General features: G+C 70.4%; 19 protein-coding genes. 16 read left to right on the forward strand and 3 right to left on the reverse strand.

Translation table 11 applies throughout. The annotated features are described in order from the left end of the window. Positions 1-155: 155 nt before the first annotated feature. The 6 genes from hisG to hisD are packed head-to-tail and all read left to right on the forward strand — an operon-like array spanning position 156 to position 6,762. Complete coding sequence (gene hisG, locus RN743_RS06575) at positions 156-1,019, forward strand: ATP phosphoribosyltransferase (RefSeq protein ID WP_310777838.1); 864 nt, start codon at positions 156-158, stop codon at positions 1,017-1,019. Continuing rightward, positions 1,016-2,032, forward strand: a complete 1,017-nt coding sequence (locus tag RN743_RS06580; RefSeq protein WP_310777840.1) for a histidinol-phosphate transaminase — start codon at positions 1,016-1,018, stop codon at positions 2,030-2,032. Before hisG ends, RN743_RS06580 begins: the two co-directional genes overlap by 4 nt. 11 nt (positions 2,033-2,043) lie before the next feature. Next, positions 2,044-2,682 (forward strand): imidazoleglycerol-phosphate dehydratase HisB, encoded by a 639-nt coding sequence (gene hisB / locus RN743_RS06585; protein WP_310777843.1) that lies wholly within the window; start codon positions 2,044-2,046, stop codon positions 2,680-2,682. Next, positions 2,679-3,362 carry an imidazole glycerol phosphate synthase subunit HisH gene (gene hisH / locus RN743_RS06590; RefSeq protein WP_310777845.1) on the forward strand — a complete coding sequence of 228 codons (684 nt, stop codon included), beginning with the start codon at positions 2,679-2,681 and terminating at the stop codon, positions 3,360-3,362. The genes hisB and hisH overlap by 4 nt, the downstream gene beginning before the upstream one ends. Beyond that, positions 3,356-4,123, forward strand: coding sequence for an imidazole glycerol phosphate synthase subunit HisF (gene hisF / locus RN743_RS06595; protein ID WP_310777849.1), 768 nt, complete (start codon positions 3,356-3,358; stop codon positions 4,121-4,123). Before hisH ends, hisF begins: the two co-directional genes overlap by 7 nt. Beyond that, the gene (gene hisD, locus RN743_RS06600; RefSeq protein WP_310777852.1) at positions 4,120-6,762 is read left to right on the forward strand and encodes a histidinol dehydrogenase; all 2,643 of its coding nucleotides are present in this window, start codon (positions 4,120-4,122) and stop codon (positions 6,760-6,762) included. Before hisF ends, hisD begins: the two co-directional genes overlap by 4 nt. Here hisD and RN743_RS06605 read toward each other — a convergent pair. Next, positions 6,713-7,162 carry a hypothetical protein gene (locus tag RN743_RS06605; RefSeq protein WP_310777855.1) on the reverse strand — a complete coding sequence of 150 codons (450 nt, stop codon included), beginning with the start codon at positions 7,160-7,162 and terminating at the stop codon, positions 6,713-6,715. The two genes, hisD and RN743_RS06605, sit on opposite strands and share 50 nt — an antisense overlap. Positions 7,163-7,326: 164 nt before the next feature. On the opposite strand from RN743_RS06605, the gene RN743_RS06610 reads away from it, so the two are divergent. Genes RN743_RS06610 through RN743_RS06625 form a run of 4 tightly spaced genes read left to right on the forward strand, consistent with a single transcriptional unit; the run spans position 7,327 to position 10,109 of the window. After that, complete coding sequence (locus tag RN743_RS06610; RefSeq protein ID WP_310777858.1) at positions 7,327-7,902, forward strand: sigma-70 family RNA polymerase sigma factor; 576 nt, start codon at positions 7,327-7,329, stop codon at positions 7,900-7,902. Continuing rightward, complete coding sequence (locus RN743_RS06615; protein WP_310777861.1) at positions 7,895-8,365, forward strand: hypothetical protein; 471 nt, start codon at positions 7,895-7,897, stop codon at positions 8,363-8,365. Before RN743_RS06610 ends, RN743_RS06615 begins: the two co-directional genes overlap by 8 nt. Next, positions 8,362-8,682 carry a heavy metal-binding domain-containing protein gene (locus tag RN743_RS06620; protein ID WP_310777865.1) on the forward strand — a complete coding sequence of 107 codons (321 nt, stop codon included), beginning with the start codon at positions 8,362-8,364 and terminating at the stop codon, positions 8,680-8,682. Before RN743_RS06615 ends, RN743_RS06620 begins: the two co-directional genes overlap by 4 nt. 2 nt (positions 8,683-8,684) lie before the next feature. Continuing rightward, a complete protein-coding gene (locus RN743_RS06625; protein WP_310777869.1) occupies positions 8,685-10,109 on the forward strand; it encodes an alpha/beta fold hydrolase in 1,425 nt (474 codons plus the stop codon). A gap of 29 nt (positions 10,110-10,138) precedes the next feature. Here the strand turns inward: RN743_RS06625 and RN743_RS06630 are convergent, their stop codons facing one another. Then, the gene (locus RN743_RS06630; protein WP_310777872.1) at positions 10,139-11,227 is read right to left on the reverse strand and encodes a transporter substrate-binding domain-containing protein; all 1,089 of its coding nucleotides are present in this window, start codon (positions 11,225-11,227) and stop codon (positions 10,139-10,141) included. Positions 11,228-11,337: 110 nt separating this feature from the next. Between RN743_RS06630 and RN743_RS06635 the strand changes: the two genes are divergently transcribed. Genes RN743_RS06635 through RN743_RS06645 form a run of 3 tightly spaced genes read left to right on the forward strand, consistent with a single transcriptional unit; the run spans position 11,338 to position 15,084 of the window. Next, positions 11,338-12,678 carry a M20/M25/M40 family metallo-hydrolase gene (locus RN743_RS06635; RefSeq protein WP_310777875.1) on the forward strand — a complete coding sequence of 447 codons (1,341 nt, stop codon included), beginning with the start codon at positions 11,338-11,340 and terminating at the stop codon, positions 12,676-12,678. 13 nt (positions 12,679-12,691) lie between these two features. Further along, the gene (locus RN743_RS06640; RefSeq protein ID WP_310777896.1) at positions 12,692-14,092 is read left to right on the forward strand and encodes an amino acid permease; all 1,401 of its coding nucleotides are present in this window, start codon (positions 12,692-12,694) and stop codon (positions 14,090-14,092) included. Continuing rightward, positions 14,089-15,084 carry an EamA family transporter gene (locus tag RN743_RS06645; protein WP_310777878.1) on the forward strand — a complete coding sequence of 332 codons (996 nt, stop codon included), beginning with the start codon at positions 14,089-14,091 and terminating at the stop codon, positions 15,082-15,084. Before RN743_RS06640 ends, RN743_RS06645 begins: the two co-directional genes overlap by 4 nt. Positions 15,085-15,099: 15 nt before the next feature. Here RN743_RS06645 and RN743_RS06650 read toward each other — a convergent pair whose 3' ends face one another. Then, positions 15,100-15,486, reverse strand: a complete 387-nt coding sequence (locus tag RN743_RS06650; RefSeq protein WP_310777881.1) for a hypothetical protein — start codon at positions 15,484-15,486, stop codon at positions 15,100-15,102. 231 nt (positions 15,487-15,717) lie between these two features. Here RN743_RS06650 and RN743_RS06655 point away from each other — a divergent pair, with 231 nt between their 5' ends. The 3 genes from RN743_RS06655 (at position 15,718) to RN743_RS06665 (ending at position 20,467) form a co-directional block, all read left to right on the forward strand. After that, on the forward strand, positions 15,718-17,214 hold the full coding sequence (locus RN743_RS06655) for a serine hydrolase (protein WP_310777884.1): 1,497 nt from the start codon (positions 15,718-15,720) through the stop codon (positions 17,212-17,214). A gap of 36 nt (positions 17,215-17,250) precedes the next feature. Beyond that, the gene (locus tag RN743_RS06660) at positions 17,251-18,726 is read left to right on the forward strand and encodes a serine hydrolase (protein ID WP_310777887.1); all 1,476 of its coding nucleotides are present in this window, start codon (positions 17,251-17,253) and stop codon (positions 18,724-18,726) included. Positions 18,727-18,799: 73 nt separating this feature from the next. Next, positions 18,800-20,467 (forward strand): zinc-dependent metalloprotease, encoded by a 1,668-nt coding sequence (locus RN743_RS06665; protein WP_310777890.1) that lies wholly within the window; start codon positions 18,800-18,802, stop codon positions 20,465-20,467. The last annotated feature ends 36 nt before the right edge of the window (positions 20,468-20,503 follow it).

Raw genomic sequence — 20,503 nt, forward strand, 5'->3', positions numbered from 1 at the left:
TTTTTGGCCATTATTACTTCCACCGCGTGCGCGGAGGCCGGTGATCGTCTAGCTGTACCCTGAACACAGATTGCGAACGATCGATGCCGGCCCGGGGTGGCCGGCTTTTTTTGTCGCTGCCCTCCCCTCCGGCCTCGGCCTCCCGAGCCCAGGACATGAACCACAAGACGACAAGACTCGCCCTGCCCAAGGGACGGATGCAGTCCGGCGTACTCGAACTGCTGACGGCCGCCGGGGTGCGGGTCGATCTCGGGGAGCGCCGCTACCGTCCCGTCATCTCGGTCCCCGGTTTCGGCGCCAAGCTGCTCAAGCCGCAGAACGTCGTGGAGATGCTGCATGCGGGATCTCGCGATCTGGGATTCGCGGGGGCCGACTGGGTGTCGGAACTCAACGGATCGCTGGTCGAGCTGCTGGACACGGGGCTCGACCCCGTGCGCGTCGTGGCGGCCGCTCCGACGCAGATCGCCCGGACGGGATTGCGCGCCGCCGGCCGCCTCACGGTCGCGTCCGAGTACGCGCGGCTCTCCTCGCGCTGGATCGAAGATCGGGGACTCGACGCGACGCTCGTGCGGTCGTACGGCGCGACGGAGGTGTTTCCGCCGGAGGACGCCGACGTCATCGTCGACAACACCGCGACGGGCGCGACGCTCGACGCCAACGGGCTCGAGATCGTCGACGAACTCATGACCTCATCGACCCGCCTCTACGCGAATCCGCGGGCGCTCGAGAACCCGCCGCACCGCGAGCGCATCGAGAACCTGGTCGTCGTGCTGAAGTCGGTCGTGGAGGCCCGGCAGCGGGTCATGCTTGAGGTCAACGTGGACGCGGCGCGGCTGGACGGCCTCGTGGCCGTGCTCCCCTGCATGCGCAAGCCGACGGTGTCGCGCCTGCACGGCGAAGAGGGCTACGCCATCCGGGTCGCCGTGCTGCGCGAAGCCCTTCCCGGCCTGATCCCGCGCGTGAAGGCGCGAGGCGGCACCGATCTCGTCGTGACGACGCCCGGACAGATCGTCGCATGAGCGGGCTGGCAGTGGCCGCGCCACCGGGCGAACGGCTCCGGCTCGATCACAACGAGCGCCTGTTCCCGGCGCCGGAACTCGTCCGTCTCCTCTCGCAGGTGCCGGCGAGTGCGCTGACGCGGTATCCGGAGGCGGGCGGCCTGGAGGCGTCCCTGGGCGAAGCCTTGGGCCTGGAAAGCGACCGCGTCCTGGTCACGGCGGGAGCGGATGACGCGATCGACCGCGTGTGCCGCCGCTGGCTCGACGGCGGACGGGAGATGATCACCGTGGCTCCCACGTTCGAGATGGTCCCGGCTTTCGCGGCGCTCGCGGGCGGGCGGGTGCGGTCCGTACCCACGCTTGACGACCCCGCTCCTCTCGGGCCGATCCTCGACCGGCTCGGGGAACGGACGGGCCTGGTCGCCGTGATCTCGCCGCACAATCCCACGGGAACCGTGGCCCCGGTCGAGCGGATCCTGGCCATCGCCGACCGCCTGACCGCGAACGCGGCGCTGCTCGTCGATCTCGCCTACGTCGAGTTTGCCGACCGCGACCCGACGCGGGAACTGCTGCGGCGCGACAACGTCCTCGTCGTACGGACGCTCTCAAAGGCGTGGGGCCTCGCCGGGCTTCGCGTGGGTTCCGTGCTGGGCCCGCCCGCGGCGATCGCGGACCTCCGCGCCGGCGGGGCGCCCTTCCCGCTTGCGGGTCCCTCCATCTGGTTGGCGGAGCGGGCGCTCGCGTTGGGCGACCGCGTCACCGCGACGTACGTCGCCGCCGTGCGCGACGAGCGCGAGAGGCTCGTCTCGGCACTGCGCGCGGCGGGGGCGGAGCCCTTCGAGTCGCAGGCGAACTTCGTGCTCGCCTCCACCGACCGCGCGGCCGCCCTGCACCGCGGCTTTCGGCAGCGGGGCATCGCCATCCGGCGCTATCCGAACTTGCCGGACCTGGTCCGGATCACGCTTCCGGGGGAGGAGGCGACGTTCCGCCACCTCCTCCGCGTGCTCGACTCGACGTTTGGACACATCTCGTGAAGGGGATTGCCATGAATGCGAACTCCGGAGAGAGTCGCTCGGCCAGCGGGCGGGTGGGAGAACGGTCCCGCCGCACGCTCGAGACCCGCATCGAAGCCCGGCTGGACCTGGACCGCCGGGGACGCAGCCACGTCGATACGGGGCTCGCGTTTCTCGATCACATGATCGGCGCCACGGTCTTTCACGGCGGCATGACGCTGGACCTGCGCGCGCAGGGCGACCTCGACATCGACGACCACCACACGGTGGAAGACTGCGGGCTCGTCTTCGGTTCGGTCATCCGGGACGCGCTCGGGGACGGGGGCGGGATCCGCCGCTTCGGGTACGCCTACGCGCCTCTCGACGAGGCGCTCGCCCGGGCGGTAGTGGACCTCTCCGGACGTCCCTTCGCCAGCGTGGACCTCGGCCTCCGGCGCGAGATGCTGGGGACGGTCGCGACCGAGAACCTCCCCCACTTCTTCGCCTCGCTCGCGACATCCGGAGGCCTGACGCTCCACCTGGACGTGATCCGCGGCGACAACGACCACCATCGCGCGGAGGCCGCCTTCAAGGCGTTCGGTCTCGCCCTCGCCGAGGCGGTCGCGGAGCGCGCGGTGCCCGGAGTCCCGAGCACGAAGGGCGTGCTCGAATCCGCCGGGTTGCCTCAATGAGCGCGGCGCGGATGGCAACGGGTCCCCGGGATGTGGGAATCGTTCCGACGGGCGTGGCGAACCTCGAGGCGGTGGCGGCCGCGTTCCGGCGCCTGGGGAGAACCCCGCGGCTGCTGGACTCCGCCACGGGAATATCGAGCGCCGACTACGTCGTCCTGCCCGGCGTGGGGTCGTTCGCGGGAGGCATGGCGGAGCTTCGCCGGCGCGGCTGGGCGGAGGCGGTCCGCGGGCGGGTGGAGGCGGGACGGCCGACGCTCGCCATCTGTCTCGGACTTCAGCTCCTGTGCGAGGGGAGCGAGGAAGCGCCGGGCACCGCCGGACTCGGGTGCGTGCCGGGCCGCGTGGTCCGGCTGGCGGAGAGCTGCCGTATACCCCAGTTGGGCTGGAACCTCTTCGCGGCGCCGGCCGGAACCGTGTTCCTGCGCTCATCCGTCGTCTACTTCGCCAACTCCTACGGGCTCGAAGCGGGTCCCGCGGGCTGGACCGCCGCGATGGGGCGGCACGGAAGCCGCTTCGTGGCGGGGCTGGAGCGCGGTGGAGTCCTCGCCTGCCAGTTCCACCCGGAGCTGTCGGGGAAGGTCGGCGCGGGCCTCCTGAAGCGATGGCTCGACGAATCGCCGGGTGCGGCGGCGGCGTTCGAGCGGCGCGCGCAGCGGCCCACGCTCGCGGCGGCATGCTGAACGTCCGGGTCATTCCGTGCCTGGATGTGAGGGACGGGAGGGTCGTGAAGGGCGTCCGCTTCGACAACCTCGCGGATCAGGGCGACCCCGCCCGGCTCGCGCGGCGCTACGAGCGCGAAGGGGCGGACGAACTCGTGATCCTCGATGTCTCGGCCACGGCGGAGGGAAGGGTGGCCCGGTTCGAAACGGTGGGCCGCGTGCGTGACGAGATCTCGATTCCGCTGACGGTCGGCGGCGGCGTGCGGACGGCGGAAGACGCGGGCGCCCTGCTGGAGGCGGGGGCGGACCGGGTCGCGGTGAACACGGCGGCGGTCGAGCGGCCGGAACTCCTGTCCGAGATCGCGACCCGGTTCGGGGCCCAGTGCGCGGTCCTGGCCCTCGACGGCGGCGCGACATCGGATGAGGCGTGTGCGAGCGGCTTCGAGGTTCTGACGCACTCGGGAAGCCGGCGCACGGGTCTCGATGCCGCGGAGTGGGGCCGACGCGGGGCGGCGCTGGGCGCGGGCGAGATCCTCCTCACGAGCTTCGACCGGGACGGTACGCGGAGCGGCTACGACCTGGCCCTGATCGGAGTCATCCGGGAAGCCGTGCCGGTGCCGATCGTGGCTTCGGGCGGGGGAGCCCATGCGGGTCACATGTGCGCGGCCATCGAGGCGGGCGCCGACGCGGTCCTGGCGGCGTCGATCTTCCACCAGGGCGACTGGTCGATCGGCCGACTCAAGGATCGGCTGCAGCAACTCGGGGTCGCGGTGCGCCGATGATCATCCCATCCATCGACCTCATGGGCGGCCGGGCCGTGCAGCTTCGGCAGGGCTCGACGCTCGAAATCGATGCCGGCGATCCGCGGCCTCTCGCCGAGAGGTTCGCCGTCGCGGGGGAAGTCGCGATCATCGACCTCGACGCCGCGCTCGGCCGCGGAGACAACACCGCCCTGATCCGTGAACTGCTCGGGCTCGCGCCGTGTCGGGTGGGCGGCGGCATTCGGTCCCGGGAGGCGGCGCTCGACTGGCTCGACGCGGGTGCGCGGCGCGTGATCCTGGGAACGGCCGCGACGCCCGAAGTCCTGGGCGGACTTCCCGCGGAACGCGTGATCGCGGCGCTCGACGCGCGCGACGGCGAGGTCGTCGTGGAGGGCTGGCAGCGCGGGACGGGCCGCGATGTCCTCGGGCGCATGGAGGAACTCGACGGCCTCGCGGACGGCTATCTGGTCACCTTCGTGGAGGTCGAAGGCACACTCGGGGGGATCCCGCTGGATCGCGTGTCCGCCCTCGTCGCGGCCGCCGGGTCCGCGCGCGTGACGGTGGCGGGCGGGGTCCGCGAGGTTTCGGAGATCGCGGCGCTGGACCGAATGGGCGCCGACGCGCAGGTGGGGATGGCGATCTACAGCGGGCGCATGGATCTGGGCGACGCCATCTCGGCTCCGCTGAAGTCCGACCGGGCCGACGGGTTGTGGGCGACGCTGGTCGAGGACACGGCCGGGCGCGCGCTCGGGCTCGCCTGGTCGAGCGCGGAGAGCCTGCGCACCGCCGTCCGGGAACGGCGCGGCGTCTACCAGAGCCGCTCACGCGGGCTCTGGAGGAAGGGCGAGACGTCGGGCGCCACGCAGGAACTGGTGCGCGTGGCGGCGGACTGCGACCGCGACACGCTGCGCTTCACGGTGCGGCAGCGCGGGACCGGCTTCTGTCACACGGGCGCCGCGACGTGTTTCGACGCGGCGCCGTCCCGGGGGTCGGCGGCGCTGCCGCCCCTGTCGGGCATGGGGCTGTCCGACCTCGAAGCCCGCCTCCGCGAGCGGTTCGCCGACCCGGAGCCGGGCTCGCTGACCGCGCGGCTCGCCGGGGACCCCGAGCTGCTGCGGGGAAAGCTCGTCGAGGAAGCGCACGAACTCGCGGAAGCCGGATCGAAGGCGGACGCGGTGGCGGAGTTCGCGGACCTGTACTACTTCGCCCTCACGCGGCTCCTGAAGGCGGGCGGCTCCCTCGAAGACGTGCGCCGGGAACTCGAGCGGCGCGCGCTCAAGGTGCGCCGCCGGGTTCCCAGGGCGCCGGGAGGGCCGACCGGGCGGGGGGACGTGGCGCCCGCCGCGGCGGCGGGCGCGATCCTGCCGCCGATCGGCCTCGACGAGGCGGTGCGGGCGGCGCGCGCGCCGGCGCTCGATCCGGCGGCCCTCGAGGTCGCGCGGACGATCCTGGACGATGTCGAGCGGCGCGGAGAGCCGGCGCTCCGCGAGCATGCCGAGCGGCTCGGCGACCTCGAGCCGGGCGACGACCTGCTCCTCGACCGGGCAGCGCTTAAGCGCGCGACAGAGGCCCTGCACCCCGACGACCGCGAGTTGCTGCGCCGCGTGGCCGACCGGATCCGCACGTTCGCGGAGGCCCAGCGGGCATCCGCGACCGACCTCGACACGCGGGTCGCGGGCGGCCGCGGCGGCCACCGGCTCGTGCCCGTCGGCGCGGCCGGCTGCTACGCGCCCGGCGGGCGCTTTCCCCTCCCGTCCTCGGTGCTCATGACCGCCATCCCGGCGCGGATCGCGGGCGTGGGCGCCGTCTGGGCCGCATCGCCGCGCCCGAGCGCGGCGGCCCGGGCCGCGGCGTTCATCGCCGGGGCGGACGGCCTGCTGACCATCGGGGGCGCGCAGGCGATCGGCGCGCTCGCCTTCGGCGTCGGAGGCGTCTCCCGCTGCGAGAAGATCGTGGGACCGGGCAACCGGTTCGTCACCGCGGCCAAGCGCCTCCTCTACGGCCGGGTCGGCCTCGACACCATCGCCGGCCCATCCGAGCTGCTCGTCGTCGCCTCGCCGGATGCGGCGCCGTCCCGCGTCGCGGCCGACCTGCTCGCCCAGGCCGAGCACGACCCCGACGCCGTCCCGCTCCTGTGCGCCTTCGACGAAGCGACCGTCGAGGCCGTCCGCGAAGCGGCCGAGCGGCAGTTGGCCGCGCTGCCGACCGCACCGATCGCGCGCCAGGCCCTGGCGGCCGGCGGCGCCCTCCTCGCGGCCAGCCCCGACGAGGCCGCCGCCATCTGCGACGCGGTGGCCCCGGAGCACCTCCACCTGCACGGCGACCTCGCCGAGTCCCTCGCTCCCCGGGTCGACCGCTACGGATCGCTTTTCCTGGGGGCAGCCACGCCCGAGGCGGCCGGCGACTACGGAGCCGGGCCGAACCATACCCTTCCCACATCGGGCGCGGCGGCGTTCGACTCGGGACTCTCGGTGTTCTCGTTCCTGCGCCGACCGACGTGGCTGTCGCTTTCCTCGGAAGATGAAGCCTACGAGGGCCTGCTTCGCGACACCGCCGCGCTCGCCCGACTCGAGGGACTGGAGGCGCACGCGCTGTCGGCGGAACTCCGGCTCACGGCAGCGGGCCGGGAGGATCGCGGTCGGAAGGTCCGCGCCTCGTGAGGTGGTCGAGGGCGCGGTCCACGGCGTCCTTCGTCGAGGCCGTGATCCCGCCCCTTTCGTACTCCTGCACCGCCAGCCGCTCCAGGCGGTCGACGAGCGCATCGACCCCCGGCCGCGGAGAAGACGTCAAGGCGCGGACGTGGTCGGTGGCGCCGAACAGGTTGATCCAGTACTCCGTCCGTCGCCCCCACTCCAGCAGCGCGTAGAACTGCCGGCCCGCCCGGGGTCCGACGCCGAGCACGTCGAGGAGGGCGACGAAGAGCGAGATCGGCAGCAGCATCGCATCCCGCAGGCCGTCGAGGACGAGCTTCAACTGGAAGACGGCCACGTCGCGCATGAGCGTCCAGCGCGAGGGGACAATTTCGGGATGCAGGGTTGCTCTGGCCGGGAACTCGTTCATCCTGTCTCTCGATCTGTCTGGCGATCTGTGTCTCGATTTTCTGATCCGCGAAATAAACTCGGCGGCTTCGGGTAACCCTCGCGAGGCGAACAGTCACCACAGGTTCACGCAGGTGCCCGCGACCATGGGAGCCATCATTGAACAGCTCGGAGGCAACCGACCGGATGCTCGTGCTTCGCGCGCAGCGCGGCGAGCGTGCGGCCTTCGGCGAACTCGTCACACGATACATGCAACGTGCCTACTATACCGCGCTCGGCCTCGTAGGGAACCACGACGATGCCCTGGACCTCTCTCAGGAGGCCTTCGCCAGGGCGTTCCGCGCGCGCGCTAGGATCGACCCGGAACGGCCCTTCTTCCCCTGGCTGTACCAGATCATCCGGCGACTCTGTTTCAACCATACGCGGGACCAGCGGCTGCACCGCCTGAAACTCGAGACGGCGGGCAGCTGGCTCTCGGACACGACGATGGGGCGGCGCCCGCTCAGCCCGGATCAGGCGGTGATGCGATCCGAACTGCGCGAACAGGTCGGCGCGGCCATCGAACGCCTGCCCGAGCGGGAGCGGGAGACGCTCGTCCTGCGCGAATTCGAGGAACTTCGCTACCGGGAGATCGCCGAGTTGCTGGGCATCCCCATCGGGACGGTGATGTCGCGCCTCTACCGGGCGCGGCGGTCTCTCGCGCGCGAGATGGAGACGGCGGGAACGCGCCCCGACCAGGGGGGAGGTGCGGGCGATGAATGAGAGAAACGTGCACCCGCCCGGCGACGAGCGGGTGCGCCAGTTGATGATGGCCGAACTGGACCGGGAGATTTCGGGTGAGGGACGGCGCGAACTCGAGTCCGCGCTCGAAGGGAACCCGGGTCTTCGCGACGAACTGGCGTCGTACCAGCGCCTGAAGGAGGTCACCGACACCATGACTCCGCTGAAGCCGCCGGAGGAAACCTGGGACAGCTACTGGGAACACGTCTATCGCCGGCTCGAACGCGGCATCGGATGGGTCCTGTTCTCGCTGGGAACGATCGTCGTGGGGACGTGGGCGCTGTGGACCGCGGTCAGCGAGCTGATTCGGGACACGACGATTCCGGCGTACATTCGCTGGAGCCTTCTCGCGCTGATCGCGGGCGTCGTGATCCTGTTCGTCTCCGTGGCGCGCGAACGCCTGTTCATGCAGAAGAAAGACCCCTACAAGGACGTGGTCCGATGATCATCACCTCCAGGAACGACCTCGCCGGACACCGGATCGTCGAGGAGTTCGGCCTCGTCCGCGGCAGCACGATCCGGGCGCGCCACCTGGGCCGCGACATTCTCGCCGGCCTGAAGACCATCGTGGGCGGCGAGATCCAGGAATACACGAAGATGATGGCCGAGGCGCGGGAACAGGCGGTCGATCGCATGGAGGCCGAGGCGGCGGCGGCCGGCGCGAACGCGATCCTCTGCGTCCGCTTCTCCACCTCCTACATCCTGGGAGGGACCGCCGAGATCGTGGTCTACGGCTCCGCCGTCAGGGTCGAGGAGGTCTGACCATGGTCCCGAGACTGCTTGTCGCGGCCGGGTGCGTGCTCTCCTCTCCGGCGCTGGCGCAGGAGCCGGATCCGGACTCCGGGGGAAGCGGCGGAGGCGTCGGAGGCGTCGAGGGCAGGTGGGTGGGATCCGTCGTTCTTCCCACGGGTGGCCTGCCCTTTTCGGTCACCTTCGAGCGCGCGGAGGACGTGCTCGTCGCCACGATGGATATCCAGGGAGCGGTGGATCTTCCCCTCACCGCCGTGTCCCACGAGAACGACCGCGTGCATTTCGAACTCGAAACCCCGATCGGTCTCGCCGCGTGGGACGGCGCCCTTACGGGTGACACCATCGAGGGCGAATTCACCCAGGGCGTCGTGACCGCCACGTTCTCCGTGTCGCGGGCCGATCCCGCGGAAGCGGAGGCGGAAGAGCCGCCACCGTACCGGGAGGAAGAGGTCTCGTTCGAGAACGGCGACGTACACCTCGAGGGCACACTGACGCTTCCGGAGGGGCCGGGACCGTTCCCGGGCGTCGTCCTCATCACGGGGTCGGGGCCACAGGACCGGGATGAGGTCGTGGCCGGGTTCGCCGTCTTCCGCCACCTCTCCGACCACCTCACCCGGCAGGGCATCGCGGTCCTCCGCTACGACGACCGCGGCGTCGGCGGCTCGACGGGCAGCGTCTCTTCCTCGACCTCGTCCGACTTCGCCGGGGACGCGCTGGCGGGCCTCGCGCGGCTCTCGGAACACCCGGACGTCGATCCCGCGCGCGTCGGCCTCTTGGGACACAGCGAGGGCGCCATCGTGGCGCCGATCGCGGCCTCGCGCTCGGAGGCCGTCCGCTTCGCCGTGCTGCTGGCCGGTTCGACCGTGCCCGGCACAGAGATCCTGTACGAGCAGTCCGCGGCCATTCAGCGCGCGAGCGGCGTGCCCGAGGACCGCATCGAGTGGAACACCGACTTCCAGCGCCGGCTGTTTGCGGCTCTGGACGCGGGAGAGGATCTGGAGGCGTATCGCGAGGAACTCGGGGCCGCGATCCGCGAGGGCATCGAGACCCTGCCCGGAGCGCAGCGCGCCGCGATCTCCGACGTGGACGCCTACGTGCAGGGCCAGATCGACGCGCAGATCGACCGCGTCGAGACACCCTGGTTCCGCTATTTTCTCACCTACGATCCGACCGAAGGTCTCCGGGGCACGCGGGTACCGGTGCTCGCGCTGTTCGGCGGGCTCGACCTGCAGGTACTCCCCGACCAGAACCGCCCGCCGCTGGAAGAGGCGCTGGCCGGGAACCCGGACGTGACGGTGGACGTGCTCCCGCGCGCGAATCACCTCTTCCAGGCCGCGACGAGCGGATCCCCGGCCGAGTACGCGCTGCTCGAGAAGCGCTTCGTCGACGGCTTCCTCGAAACGATCTCCGACTGGATCCTCGCCCGCTTCGGCAACTGACGGGTCGGAGCGGCTACTGTCGCGGCCGCTCAGCCACCGCCGGGCCAGAGGGCGGCTCGCTGCCGGAAGACGGACGGGTCGGCGAGCCATTCCGCGAACCCTGTGCGGCGTTCGTCGGTCAGCCAGTCGATTCGGGCATCGATGCAGGTCAACAGATCGCGGGCGTCCGCATCCAGCGTGAACCCTCCGAATTCGGCGAGGGAATCCCGGGCGGCCACAGTGAACTCTCCGCCCGACCTGTGCGCGGCCTCGCCGCTTCCGATTTCCCCCTGGGCCACGGCGTCGATGCGTCCATCGCGCAGGGCGTCGAACAATTCCTGATCGCCGGACTCCCGGCCGAGGTACACCACCCGCGGCATGTCGCTGGATGGGGGGTGAAGGCGGGTTCGGCCCCCAAGGACGGGCGATGCCATGGCGGCCGTGATCGTAAACGCCCCCGTCCCATCCGCCACGACCGTGCCGGCCGGCGTCTCCACGCGCGTCCCCGCCCGGAGCACGCCGGAACCGTCCACGATTCCCGTGATCTGGAGCAGCCGGGCTTCGCCCGTTGTGCCCGCAAGGACGCCCACGCGCACCGCGCTCGTGAGCGCGTCGTAGGAGGAGAGTCGCGCGGCATCCTCGCTTCGCACCAGGAGCGACTGGCGGAACGTGATGTGGCCGGATGTGAACGCAACCGCCCGGACACCGGTATCGTCGAGCGTGCGCGACTCGAGAATCGTGATACCGCCGCCGGCCATGTCGAAGTCCGGCGTCGCGGGCAGAAGCCAGATTCCGGGCCAGTCGGCGATCGGGCGGCGCACGAAGGAGAGTCCGGTACCGGGCATGGCCTCGAGCGCGCTGAGGAGGTCGGCTTCGTAGCCCATGTGCCGACTGAACCCGGGCGAGTTCGGGTTCTCGTCCGCGCTGTAGCTTACGGGCGCGAAGAGTGCGTAGAACGCCACCGTGAGAGGAGCGTCGCCACACATGGCCGACAGCGGCGGCTCCACGGGGCCGCCGCAGCCCGCACCGACGAGCGCAAACCCGGCCAGCAGCCGCCGTACGATCGGCTCTGTCGCCTTGAACTTCAGCTCGACACCCCCCTCAGCCGTCGGCCCGCAGGGAGACCGCGTTTTCGACATGTGTTCGGAAACGGTATTCTTCACGAGCGGACTCCCGCCAGAGAGCGGCATCCTGCGCCCCGGCGGCCGACGACCGTCGCAGCGATCCGAATCCAGGAGACACGGACGCCATGTACGGACCATATGCCCGGACCTTCGCCGGACTCATCGTCTCGGTCCCCCTTGGCATGGCCATCCTTGGGGGGATGCCGGCTGTGGCGACGGCCCAGGCGCCGGGCGAGGACGTGCGGCGCCTCGCCGAGCATCCCGCGGTGCGGAACGCCTTCAGGATCATCGAGGAACTCGAACCGAGGACGATCCGCGAACTCATCGAACTCACGGAAGTTCCGGCGCCCCCCTTCATGGAAGACGAGCGCGGCCGGGTCTACGCGGAGCGGCTCCGCGAAGCCGGGGCCGACTCCGTGTTCATCGACGAGGAGGGCAACGCGGTGGCGATCCGCTACGGCCGGGGCGGCGCGCGGGGATCGACGCCGGAGGGGGAGCGGCGGACGGTGGTGCTGTCGGGACACCTGGACACGGTCTTCCCGGCGGACGTCGACGTGACGGTCACGCAGCGCGGGGACACGCTGTTCGCGCCCGGGATCGGCGACGACACGCGCGGTCTCATCGCGGTTCTCACCGTGCTGCGGGCGCTCGAGGCGGCCGGTATCGAGACGGAGGCGGACGTTCGGTTCATCGGTACGGTCGGGGAGGAAGGACTCGGCGACCTGCGCGGGATGAAGTACCTGTTTCGCGAGGGCGCGGACCCCATCCACACGTGGATCGACATCGACGGCACGGGACTGGGTCGGATCGTGAACAAAGGGCTCGGCTCCCACCGGTTCCGCGTGACGTTCCGGGGTCCCGGCGGACACTCCTGGGGCGCGTTCGGGATGGCCAGCCCCGCCCATGCGCTGGGCCGCGGGATCCGTCATTTCCAGGACGTGGCCGACACGCTCACGCGGTCGGGGCCGCGCACGAGCTACAACGTGGGGCGGCTGGGCGGCGGCACGTCGGTCAACTCGATTCCGTTCGAGGCGTGGATGGAAGTGGACATGCGCTCTGAGAGCGAGGAGAGCCTCGGGCGCATCGACGCTGCCTTCCGGGACGCGATGCGCCGGGCATTGGCGGAGGAAAACGCCCTGCGCCGGGCCGGGCCGGAGATCGAACTCGAACTGGACCAGATCGGAGACCGTCCCTCGGGAGAGGTCGCGGACGACCATCCCCTCGTCGAGCGGGCCATCGCGGTGATGCCCCTCTTCGGGGCGGTGCCCGCGCTGACCCGTTCCTCGACGGACTCCAACATCCCGATCTCCCTGGGCATCCCCGCGGTGACGATCGGGAGCGGCGGCATCGGGAGCGGGGCCCACTCGCCCGGCGAATGGTGGATCAACCGTGACGGCCACCTCGGGATCCAGGCGAACCTCCTCCTGCTGGTGAGCGAGGCGGGTCTGGCCGAGCCCATCCCGTGAAGAGTCCGATCCCCTGAGCACTTCCAGGGCGCGGTTCGGCCTTCACACGGCGGCGGCGGTCGTCGTCGCCAACATGATCGGGACCGGCGTCTTCACGAGCCTCGGGTTTCAGCTCGAGTCTCTGAGATCCGGGTTCGCACTGCTCATGCTGTGGGTCGTGGGCGGGGTCGCGGCCGTGTGCGGCGCGCTCACCTACGCCGAACTGGGGTCGACGATCCGGCGCTCGGGCGGCGAATACACCTTCCTCTCGCACATCTACCACCCCGCGGCCGGCTTCGTCTCCGGCTGGATCTCGGCCACGATCGGGTTCGCGGCCCCCACGGCGCTGGCCGCGATCACGTTCGGCACCTATCTGTCGTCCGTCTTTCCGGTGCTTCCGGCCCGGTGGCTCGCGGTCGGGCTCGTCGTGCTGCTCTCGGTCGTCCACGGGCGCACGCACCGCACCTCGGGCGGCTTTCAGCGCTGGTCGACGACGGCCAAGGTGGTCCTGATCCTCGCATTCGTCGCGGCCGGACTGGCCCTCGTCGCGGAACCCCGGGACATCGGCGTGCTCCCGTCGGCGGAAGGCGTCTCCGGTGTGTTCTCCGCCGGGTTCGCCGTGTCGCTCATCTTCGTGTCGTACTCGTATTCGGGCTGGAACGCGGCGACGTACGTGACGGGCGAGCTTCGCGACCCGCGCCGGACGCTGCCCCGCGCGCTGGCGGCCGGGACGCTGCTCGTGATGCTGCTCTATGTGGGACTCAACTACGTCTTCCTGCGCGCGGCCCCCGCGGAGGAGATGGTGGGACGGCTCGAGGTGGGGTACATCGCGGCGGGGTACATCTTCGGGCCGGTCGGGGCCGACCTGATGGGGATCACGCTCGCACTCCTCCTCGTTTCCACCGTGAGCGCCATGGTGCTTGCGGGCCCGCGGGTCCTCCATGCGATCGGCGAGGACTACCCCACGTTCCGGTTCCTGAGTTCGATCAACGCGCGCGGAACGCCCGGCGTGGCCATCTTCACGCAGGCCGCGATCAGCCTCCTCTTCATCCTCACGGAATCGTTCGAGACGATCCTCGTCTTCTCGGGCTTCACGATGGGCCTCAACACGTTCCTGGCGGCGGGCGGCGTCTTCCTCCTGCGCCGGCGGCAGGCGTCGGGCCGAGCGCCGAACCGGGACGCGGACGGGCGGGGAGGCAAGATCGACGGATCCGAGGTCGACGGATCGGAGGCGGACGCGCCGTACCGGGCCTGGGGCTATCCGGTGACGCCCCTCGTCTTCCTGGCGGTGACGGGCTGGACGCTGGCCTACATCCTGCGCGACCGGCCGCTCGAAGCGGGGCTGGGACTGGGGCTCATCGCCGTCGGCCTCGCCATCTACGCCGTCACGCGGGCGCGCGATCGACGGACCCGTGATCGGCGGGGCGGCACTTGACCGCGAGCACCACAGCCTCCGAGTCCACCGTCGCAGGGTCCGCCGCCTCCACCAGAGATCTGCTGCTCGCGTTCGCCGCGGTGTACCTGGTGTGGGGGTCGACCTACCTGGCGATCCGCTTCGGCGTCGAGACGATCCCGCCATTTCTCCTCGGAGGCATACGCTTCCTTGCGGCGGGCGTGATTCTTGCCGTCGTGTCCCGCCGCCGGGGCGCGCCGGTCCCGAAGCCTGCGGAATGGAAGGCCGCCAGCATCTCGGGCGTGTTCATGGTCGCGGGCGGCAACGGACTCGTGTGCTGGGCGGCGCAGTACGTGCCCTCGGGGCTCACGGCCCTGCTCGTGGCCACGGTGCCGCTGTGGCTCGTCGCGATCGCACGCCTCGGACCGGACCGCGAGCCGACGAGCCCGCTGGAGATCGCGGGACTCGTCCTGGGCCTGGGCGGAGTCGTGCTCCTCGTGAGCAGCTCCGGGGCGGACATCGGGATCCGCGGGGCGAGCGCGAACCAGGTGGTGGCGGGGGCCCTCGTCGTCGTGGGGGCGTCGATCAGCTGGGCGATCGGCTCCATGTACAACCGGCGGGCCGCGCTGCCGCAGCCGCCGCTCTACGGCACGGCGCTCACGATGGTTGCCGGAGGGCTGATCCTGCTGCTCGTCGGGCTCGTCGCGGGCGAGTTCGGCCGCCTGTCGCTCGGCGATGTGTCCCTGCGCTCGTGGCTGTCGCTGATCTACCTCGCCGCCATGGGGTCGATCGTCGCCTTCTCGGCCTATATGTGGCTCCTGCGCAACGTCCGGCCCGCGGCGGCCGGGACGTACGCGTACGTCAATCCGGTGGTGGCGCTCTTCCTGGGCTGGTGGCTGGCGGACGAGGCGTTCACGCTGCCGATGCTGGCGGGCACCGTGATCATCGTGGCGGGCGTCGTGCTGGTGCAGCGGGGGCGGGCGCCGAAGGGCGGCCCGAGGCCGGCGACCGTGCGCGCGCCGGCCTCGAGGTAGACGCCCCGGGCGGGATTAGAGGGAGAGCGGAGGCCGGCGCCGCTGCTGCAGTTCGGCCAGGTATTCCCGGTACTTCTCCATCTGCTCGTCGCTCAGCACTTCGTCCAGCAGGGTTTCCGTCTCCTGCTGGAGTTCCTCCATGAGCTGCATCATCGCGTTCCGGTCCCCCGACCCGCGCATACCCTGGAAACGCTCGCGCCGGCTCTCTGCCTGGGCCTCGAGGATCGCGCGGACCTGCACGACCTGCTCCTCGTCGAGCGCGAGCCGCTCCGTGAGGGCCGTCATCTGGTCGTCGAGGCTCATGCCGAAGCCGCGGGCTCCCCGCTGAGCCTGCACCTCCAACGGCGCCGCGGCCGCGAGTGCGACCAACAGGAGAGCGAACGCTCCGATCGTCTTTCTCATCGATATCCTCCGTTTCCTGCCTTCTTCCGTGCCTGTTGCCGCACCCGTTCCCCCGCCTGTTCCCCCGTCCCGTTCCCGCTGCTTCAAAATTCAGGCGCGGCCTCCTCACTGGAGACGACACGGAGTCCGCCGGAAACGTTATGAACCCTTGCGCAGGACGCTTCGGATGCGCTCAGCTACGAAGTCGTGACCGAGACGTTCGACCGCCGAAACGAGGCGATGGGGGTTCGCATGAAAATTATGTCTGGAATCCATCATGGGTTCCGAGGCCGGGCGGCGGTGGGCGGCGTCCTGCTCGTCGCAGCGTGCGTTTCCGGGTGCGGGGAACCACGCACGGTTTCAGGCGAAGTCTCCGAAGACGACGAGGCGGTCCACGAGCGCTCGCACATCGCGGGGATGGCGGCGCACCACATCTGCTCGGGCGTCTTCGTCGTGGGACGCGACTACGAGCGTTCCGTCGAGGAGGTCGTGGCGCAGGACATCCGGCGCTTCGAACTGTTCAACTGGCAGGACGATTTCGAGTACGACGTGAACTTCGAGACGCGCACCGCCTCCGTCTCGGGAGCGGACTTCGGCACCCGCTCCGCCGAGTACAACGGGGACCAGGGCTGCACGATCCTCCCGGCCGATCTCGACGACGTGACGTACGAGCCGCAGGTCGTCGAGCGGCTCGGCCCGGACCCGGCGGCGACGGCCTGGCCGACGGGCGACGTCGGCGCGTACCACGACCCGCCGCCACCGGAGGTCGACATGGCGGCGCTCGAGGCGGCCCTCGACTGGACGATGGCCCAGACGGAGCACAACACGCGCGCGCTCGTCGTCATCTACGCGGGGAAGATTCTCGGGGAGCGCTACGCGCCCGGCTTCACGCGCAACACGCCGCAGATCTCGTGGTCCCAGGGGAAGAGCATCGCGAGCGCGCTCGTCGGCGCCGCGATCCAGGCCGGCCACCTCGACGCCGGACTCGACGACCCCGTGCCCGTGCCCGAATGGCACGGAGAGGGCGACCCGCGCCGGGAGATCCGCGTCCGGGACATCCTGAACATGAGTTCGGGGCTCGATTTCCTGAACCTCGGCCTGACGGACTCGCTGTCGTGGACGCACGCGAACGAACACTTCCGGATCTACTTCGAGGGGATCGACGTGTTCGAGCACGCCATCGACCAGCCGATGGACACGCTCCCGGGCGCGGTCTTCCGCTACCGCAACTCCGACCCGCTCACCGCCAACCACATCGTGCGAGAGGCGGCCGAGGCGCGCGGCGAGGACTGGCTCACGTATCCCCAGCGCGTCCTGTTCGACCGCATCGGGGCCCGGAACTACGTCCTCGAGACGGACGCGTGGGGGAACTTCATCATCAGCGGTTACGACTACGGGAGCGCATGGGACTGGGCGAGGTTCGGCCTCCTCCACCTGTGGGACGGCGTGTGGCCGACGCCCGATGGCGGAAGCGACCGCATCCTCCCGGAGGGTTGGGTGGAGTTCGTCAGCACCCCCGCGCCGGGCGCCGATGCCCTGCAGTACGGCGGGCTGTTCTGGCTCAATCGCGGCGGCTCGCTCCCGCGCGCGCCGGAGGACGCCTACTGGGCGGCGGGATTCATGGGACAGTACACGGCCATCATCCCTTCGTACGATCTCGTGGTCGTCCGACTGGGACCGAGCCCCGGCGACACCGGCGCATATCTGTCCGACATCATCGGAGAGGTGACGGCGGCAATCGACCGCTGACCGCTTGAGCCGGCGCCGTCGCCAACGGAGGGTCGCATGAGCACTCACACGGAGAGTCGTCGCCTGGGTGGGCTCGTGGTCGCCGCGGGTGCGGCCCTGCTGGCGGTGGGCTGCGCGCCGGAACCGGCGCCGCCGGAGGAGCCGGTGGAAGACGAGGCTCACATCCGCGGGCACATCGCCGGGCGGGTCGCGCACCACCTCTGCGCCGGAGTCTTCGTCGTGGGCCGCGACTACGAGCGCACCGTGGAGGAGGTCGTGGCGCAGGATCTCGAGCCCTTCGACGAGTTACGGGATGATTTCCGGTACGATGTGGACTTCGAGACGCGCACGGCCTCGGTCACGGGAGACGGATTCGGGACGCGCTCCGCCGAATATAACGGAGACCAGGGCTGCACGATCCTGCCGATCGGATTCGAGGACGTGGTTTTCGAGCCGACGTTCGTCGAGCGGCGGACGCCGGATCCCGAGAGCACCGCCTGGCCGACGGGCAATGTGGACGCGCACCACGATCCGCCCCCGGCGGAGGTCGACATGGCCGCGCTCGACGCGGCCCTCGATTGGGCGATGGGCCGGAGCGAGCACCATACACGCGCGCTGGTGGTCGTCTATGCCGGGAAGATCCTCGGCGAACGCTACGCCGGCGGCTTCGGGCCCAACACGCCGCAGATCTCCTGGTCTCAGGGCAAGAGCATTGCGGCCGCTCTCATGGGCGCGGCGATGCAGGCCGGCCATCTGGACATCGGCCTGGACGACCCGGCGCCCGTCCCGGAGTGGCGGGGAGAGGACGATCCGCGCCGCGAGATCCGCATCCGCGACCTCCTCAACATGAGTTCGGGACTCGACTTCCTGAACCTGGGCTCCGATGACGAGCGCTCCCGGACGCACGCCAACGAGCACGGCCGGATCTATTTCGAGGGCATCGACGTGTTCGAGCACGCCATCGACCAGCCGATGGACACCCTGCCGGGCGCCATCTTCCGCTACCGGAACTCGGACCCCCTCACCGTGGCGCGCATCGTGCAGCAGGCCGTCGAGGCGCGCGGCGACGACTGGCTGACCTATCCCCAGCGCATCCTGTTCGACCGCATCGGGGCGAGGGATTACGTCCTTGAGACGGATGCGTGGGGGAACTTCATCATCACCGGCTACGACTACGGGAGCGCGTGGGACTGGGCGAGGTTCGGTCTCCTCCACCTGTGGGACGGCGTGTGGCCGACGCCGGATGGCAGGCCCGACCGCATCCTCCCGGAGGGTTGGGTGGGCTTCGTGAGCACGCCGGCTCCCGGCGCGGAACTCCTCGACTACGGGGGACTGTTCTGGGTCAATCGCGGCGGGTCGCACCCCGGCGCCCCGGAAGATGCGTACTGGGCGCTCGGGGCCATGGGACAGTACACCGCCATCATCCCATCCTACGATCTGGTGATCGTCCGGCTGGGACCCAGCCCCGGCGATTATTCCGCATACATGTCGGATGTCATGGGCAGGGTAACGGCAGCCATCGATCCGCCCTAATGTGTAGTCCCTCCCTCCGACTCCCCGGGGGAGGCCGACCGTTCATCGTCCGCAGGAGGCTCTTGTGTACTCCGTGACCCGTTTCCGGAAGCTCCTTCCCGCCTTTCTCTTCCTTCTCAGCCCCGCTCTCGCCGTGGCGCAGGACTCCGGGGGGCAACTTCCCTCGATCGAGGAGAAGACGGCCTCGATGCGGGCCATCGACGGCTTCATCCCCATGTACTGGGAGGCCTCGAGCGGCAAGCTGTGGCTCGAGATCTCACGCTGGGACACGGATATCCTGCACATGACGGGACTCGCCTCGGGGCTGGGGTCGAACGACATCGGGCTCGACCGCGGGCAGTTGGCCGGGTCGCGGGTCGTGCGCTTTCATCGGGTGGGGCCGAAGGTGCTGATGATCCAGCCGAACCTCGACTTTCGGGCGAGCAGCACGAACCCGCGCGAGGTGCGGGCGGTGACGGACGCCTTCGCGCCCTCGACGCTGTGGGGCTTCACGGCGGCCGCGGAGACGGACGGGCGCGTGCTCGTCGACGCGACGGGCTTCGTGGTCCGGGACATGATCAACTGGGCGCAGCGGCTGCGGCCGGGGACGTACCGGTTCGACGCGAGCCGGAGCGCGGTGCACCTGCCGATGACGATGGGGTTTCCAGAGAACACCGAGATCGAGGCGTCCCTCACCTTCGTCCGCCAGCCGGGCGGCGGGGGTGGCGGATTCGGCGGCTTCGGAGGCGGCGGCGGGACGTTCGAGGGCGTCGGGAACGTGGCCGCGACGGGCGAGGCGGCGACGATCCGTCTCCATCACTCGTTCGTGCAACTGCCGGAGTTGGGGGAGTACACGCCGCGGGCCTTCGATCCGCGAGCCGGCTATGGAGCCATGAGCTTCGCGGACTACTCGGCGCCCCTGGGCGAGGACATGCAGCAGCGGTTCATCCGGCGGCACCGGCTTGAGAAGCGGGACCCGTCGGCGGCGATGAGCGAGGCGGTCGAGCCGATCGTCTACTACCTGGACCCGGGGGCGCCGGAGCCGATCCGGACGGCGCTGCTCGAGGGGGCGCGGTGGTGGAACCAGGCGTTCGAGGCGGCGGGCTTCCGGGACGCGTACCGCGTGGAGATGCTGCCGGACGGGGTGAGTTCGCACGACGTGCGCTACAACGTGATCAACTGGGTGCACCGCTCGACACGGGGCTGGAGCACGGGCGGCTCCGTCACGGACCCGCGCACGGGCGAGATCCTGAAGGGGGTGGTGACGCTCGGCTCGCTCCGTTGGCGGCAGGACTACCTGATCGCCGAGGGCCTCCTCTCGCCCTACGCCAACGGCGACGAAGTGCCGGCGGACCTCGCGGAGTGGGCGCTGGCCCGGATCCGGCAGCTGTCCGCGCACGAAGTGGGACACACGCTCGGCCTCGTCCACAACTACTACAACAGCCGGCTCGGCCGGATCTCGGTCATGGACTATCCCCACCCACTGGTGACGCTGGGCGACGCCGGGCGGCTCGACTATTCCGAGGTCTATGACGTGGACATCGGAGAGTGGGACAAGGTCGCGATCGTCTACGGGTACTCCGAATTCCCGGAGGGCGCGGACGAAGCCGCCGAGCTGCAGCGGATCCTCGACGAAGCCTGGGACGAGGATGTCATCCTGTTCACGAACCAGGACATCAACATCCACGCACGCGCCGACCAGTGGTCGAACGGGGTGGACGCGGCGGCGGAACTCGAGCGGATGATGGACCAGCATTCGTGATCCCATTCGGAACTGTTGTGGTTGTTGAAGTTACGG

The sequence above is a fragment of the Candidatus Palauibacter scopulicola genome, assembly GCF_947581915.1.
GTDB classification, from domain to species: Bacteria; Gemmatimonadota; Gemmatimonadetes; order Palauibacterales; family Palauibacteraceae; genus Palauibacter; species Palauibacter scopulicola.

What these genes read in the sequence shown, in the direction of transcription:
- hisG (WP_310777838.1), top strand. Translation starts at nt 156, where the DNA reads ATGAACCACAAGACGACAAGACTCGCCCTGCCCAAGGGACGGATGCAG.
- RN743_RS06580 (WP_310777840.1), top strand. Translation starts at nt 1,016, where the DNA reads ATGAGCGGGCTGGCAGTGGCCGCGCCACCGGGCGAACGGCTCCGGCTC.
- hisB (WP_310777843.1), top strand. Translation starts at nt 2,044, where the DNA reads ATGAATGCGAACTCCGGAGAGAGTCGCTCGGCCAGCGGGCGGGTGGGA.
- hisH (WP_310777845.1), top strand. Translation starts at nt 2,679, where the DNA reads ATGAGCGCGGCGCGGATGGCAACGGGTCCCCGGGATGTGGGAATCGTT.
- hisF (WP_310777849.1), top strand. Translation starts at nt 3,356, where the DNA reads ATGCTGAACGTCCGGGTCATTCCGTGCCTGGATGTGAGGGACGGGAGG.
- hisD (WP_310777852.1), top strand. Translation starts at nt 4,120, where the DNA reads ATGATCATCCCATCCATCGACCTCATGGGCGGCCGGGCCGTGCAGCTT.
- RN743_RS06605 (WP_310777855.1), bottom strand. Translation starts at nt 7,162, where the DNA reads ATGAACGAGTTCCCGGCCAGAGCAACCCTGCATCCCGAAATTGTCCCC.
- RN743_RS06610 (WP_310777858.1), top strand. Translation starts at nt 7,327, where the DNA reads ATGCTCGTGCTTCGCGCGCAGCGCGGCGAGCGTGCGGCCTTCGGCGAA.
- RN743_RS06615 (WP_310777861.1), top strand. Translation starts at nt 7,895, where the DNA reads ATGAATGAGAGAAACGTGCACCCGCCCGGCGACGAGCGGGTGCGCCAG.
- RN743_RS06620 (WP_310777865.1), top strand. Translation starts at nt 8,362, where the DNA reads ATGATCATCACCTCCAGGAACGACCTCGCCGGACACCGGATCGTCGAG.
- RN743_RS06625 (WP_310777869.1), top strand. Translation starts at nt 8,685, where the DNA reads ATGGTCCCGAGACTGCTTGTCGCGGCCGGGTGCGTGCTCTCCTCTCCG.
- RN743_RS06630 (WP_310777872.1), bottom strand. Translation starts at nt 11,227, where the DNA reads ATGTCGAAAACGCGGTCTCCCTGCGGGCCGACGGCTGAGGGGGGTGTC.
- RN743_RS06635 (WP_310777875.1), top strand. Translation starts at nt 11,338, where the DNA reads ATGTACGGACCATATGCCCGGACCTTCGCCGGACTCATCGTCTCGGTC.
- RN743_RS06650 (WP_310777881.1), bottom strand. Translation starts at nt 15,486, where the DNA reads ATGAGAAAGACGATCGGAGCGTTCGCTCTCCTGTTGGTCGCACTCGCG.
- RN743_RS06655 (WP_310777884.1), top strand. Translation starts at nt 15,718, where the DNA reads ATGAAAATTATGTCTGGAATCCATCATGGGTTCCGAGGCCGGGCGGCG.
- RN743_RS06660 (WP_310777887.1), top strand. Translation starts at nt 17,251, where the DNA reads ATGAGCACTCACACGGAGAGTCGTCGCCTGGGTGGGCTCGTGGTCGCC.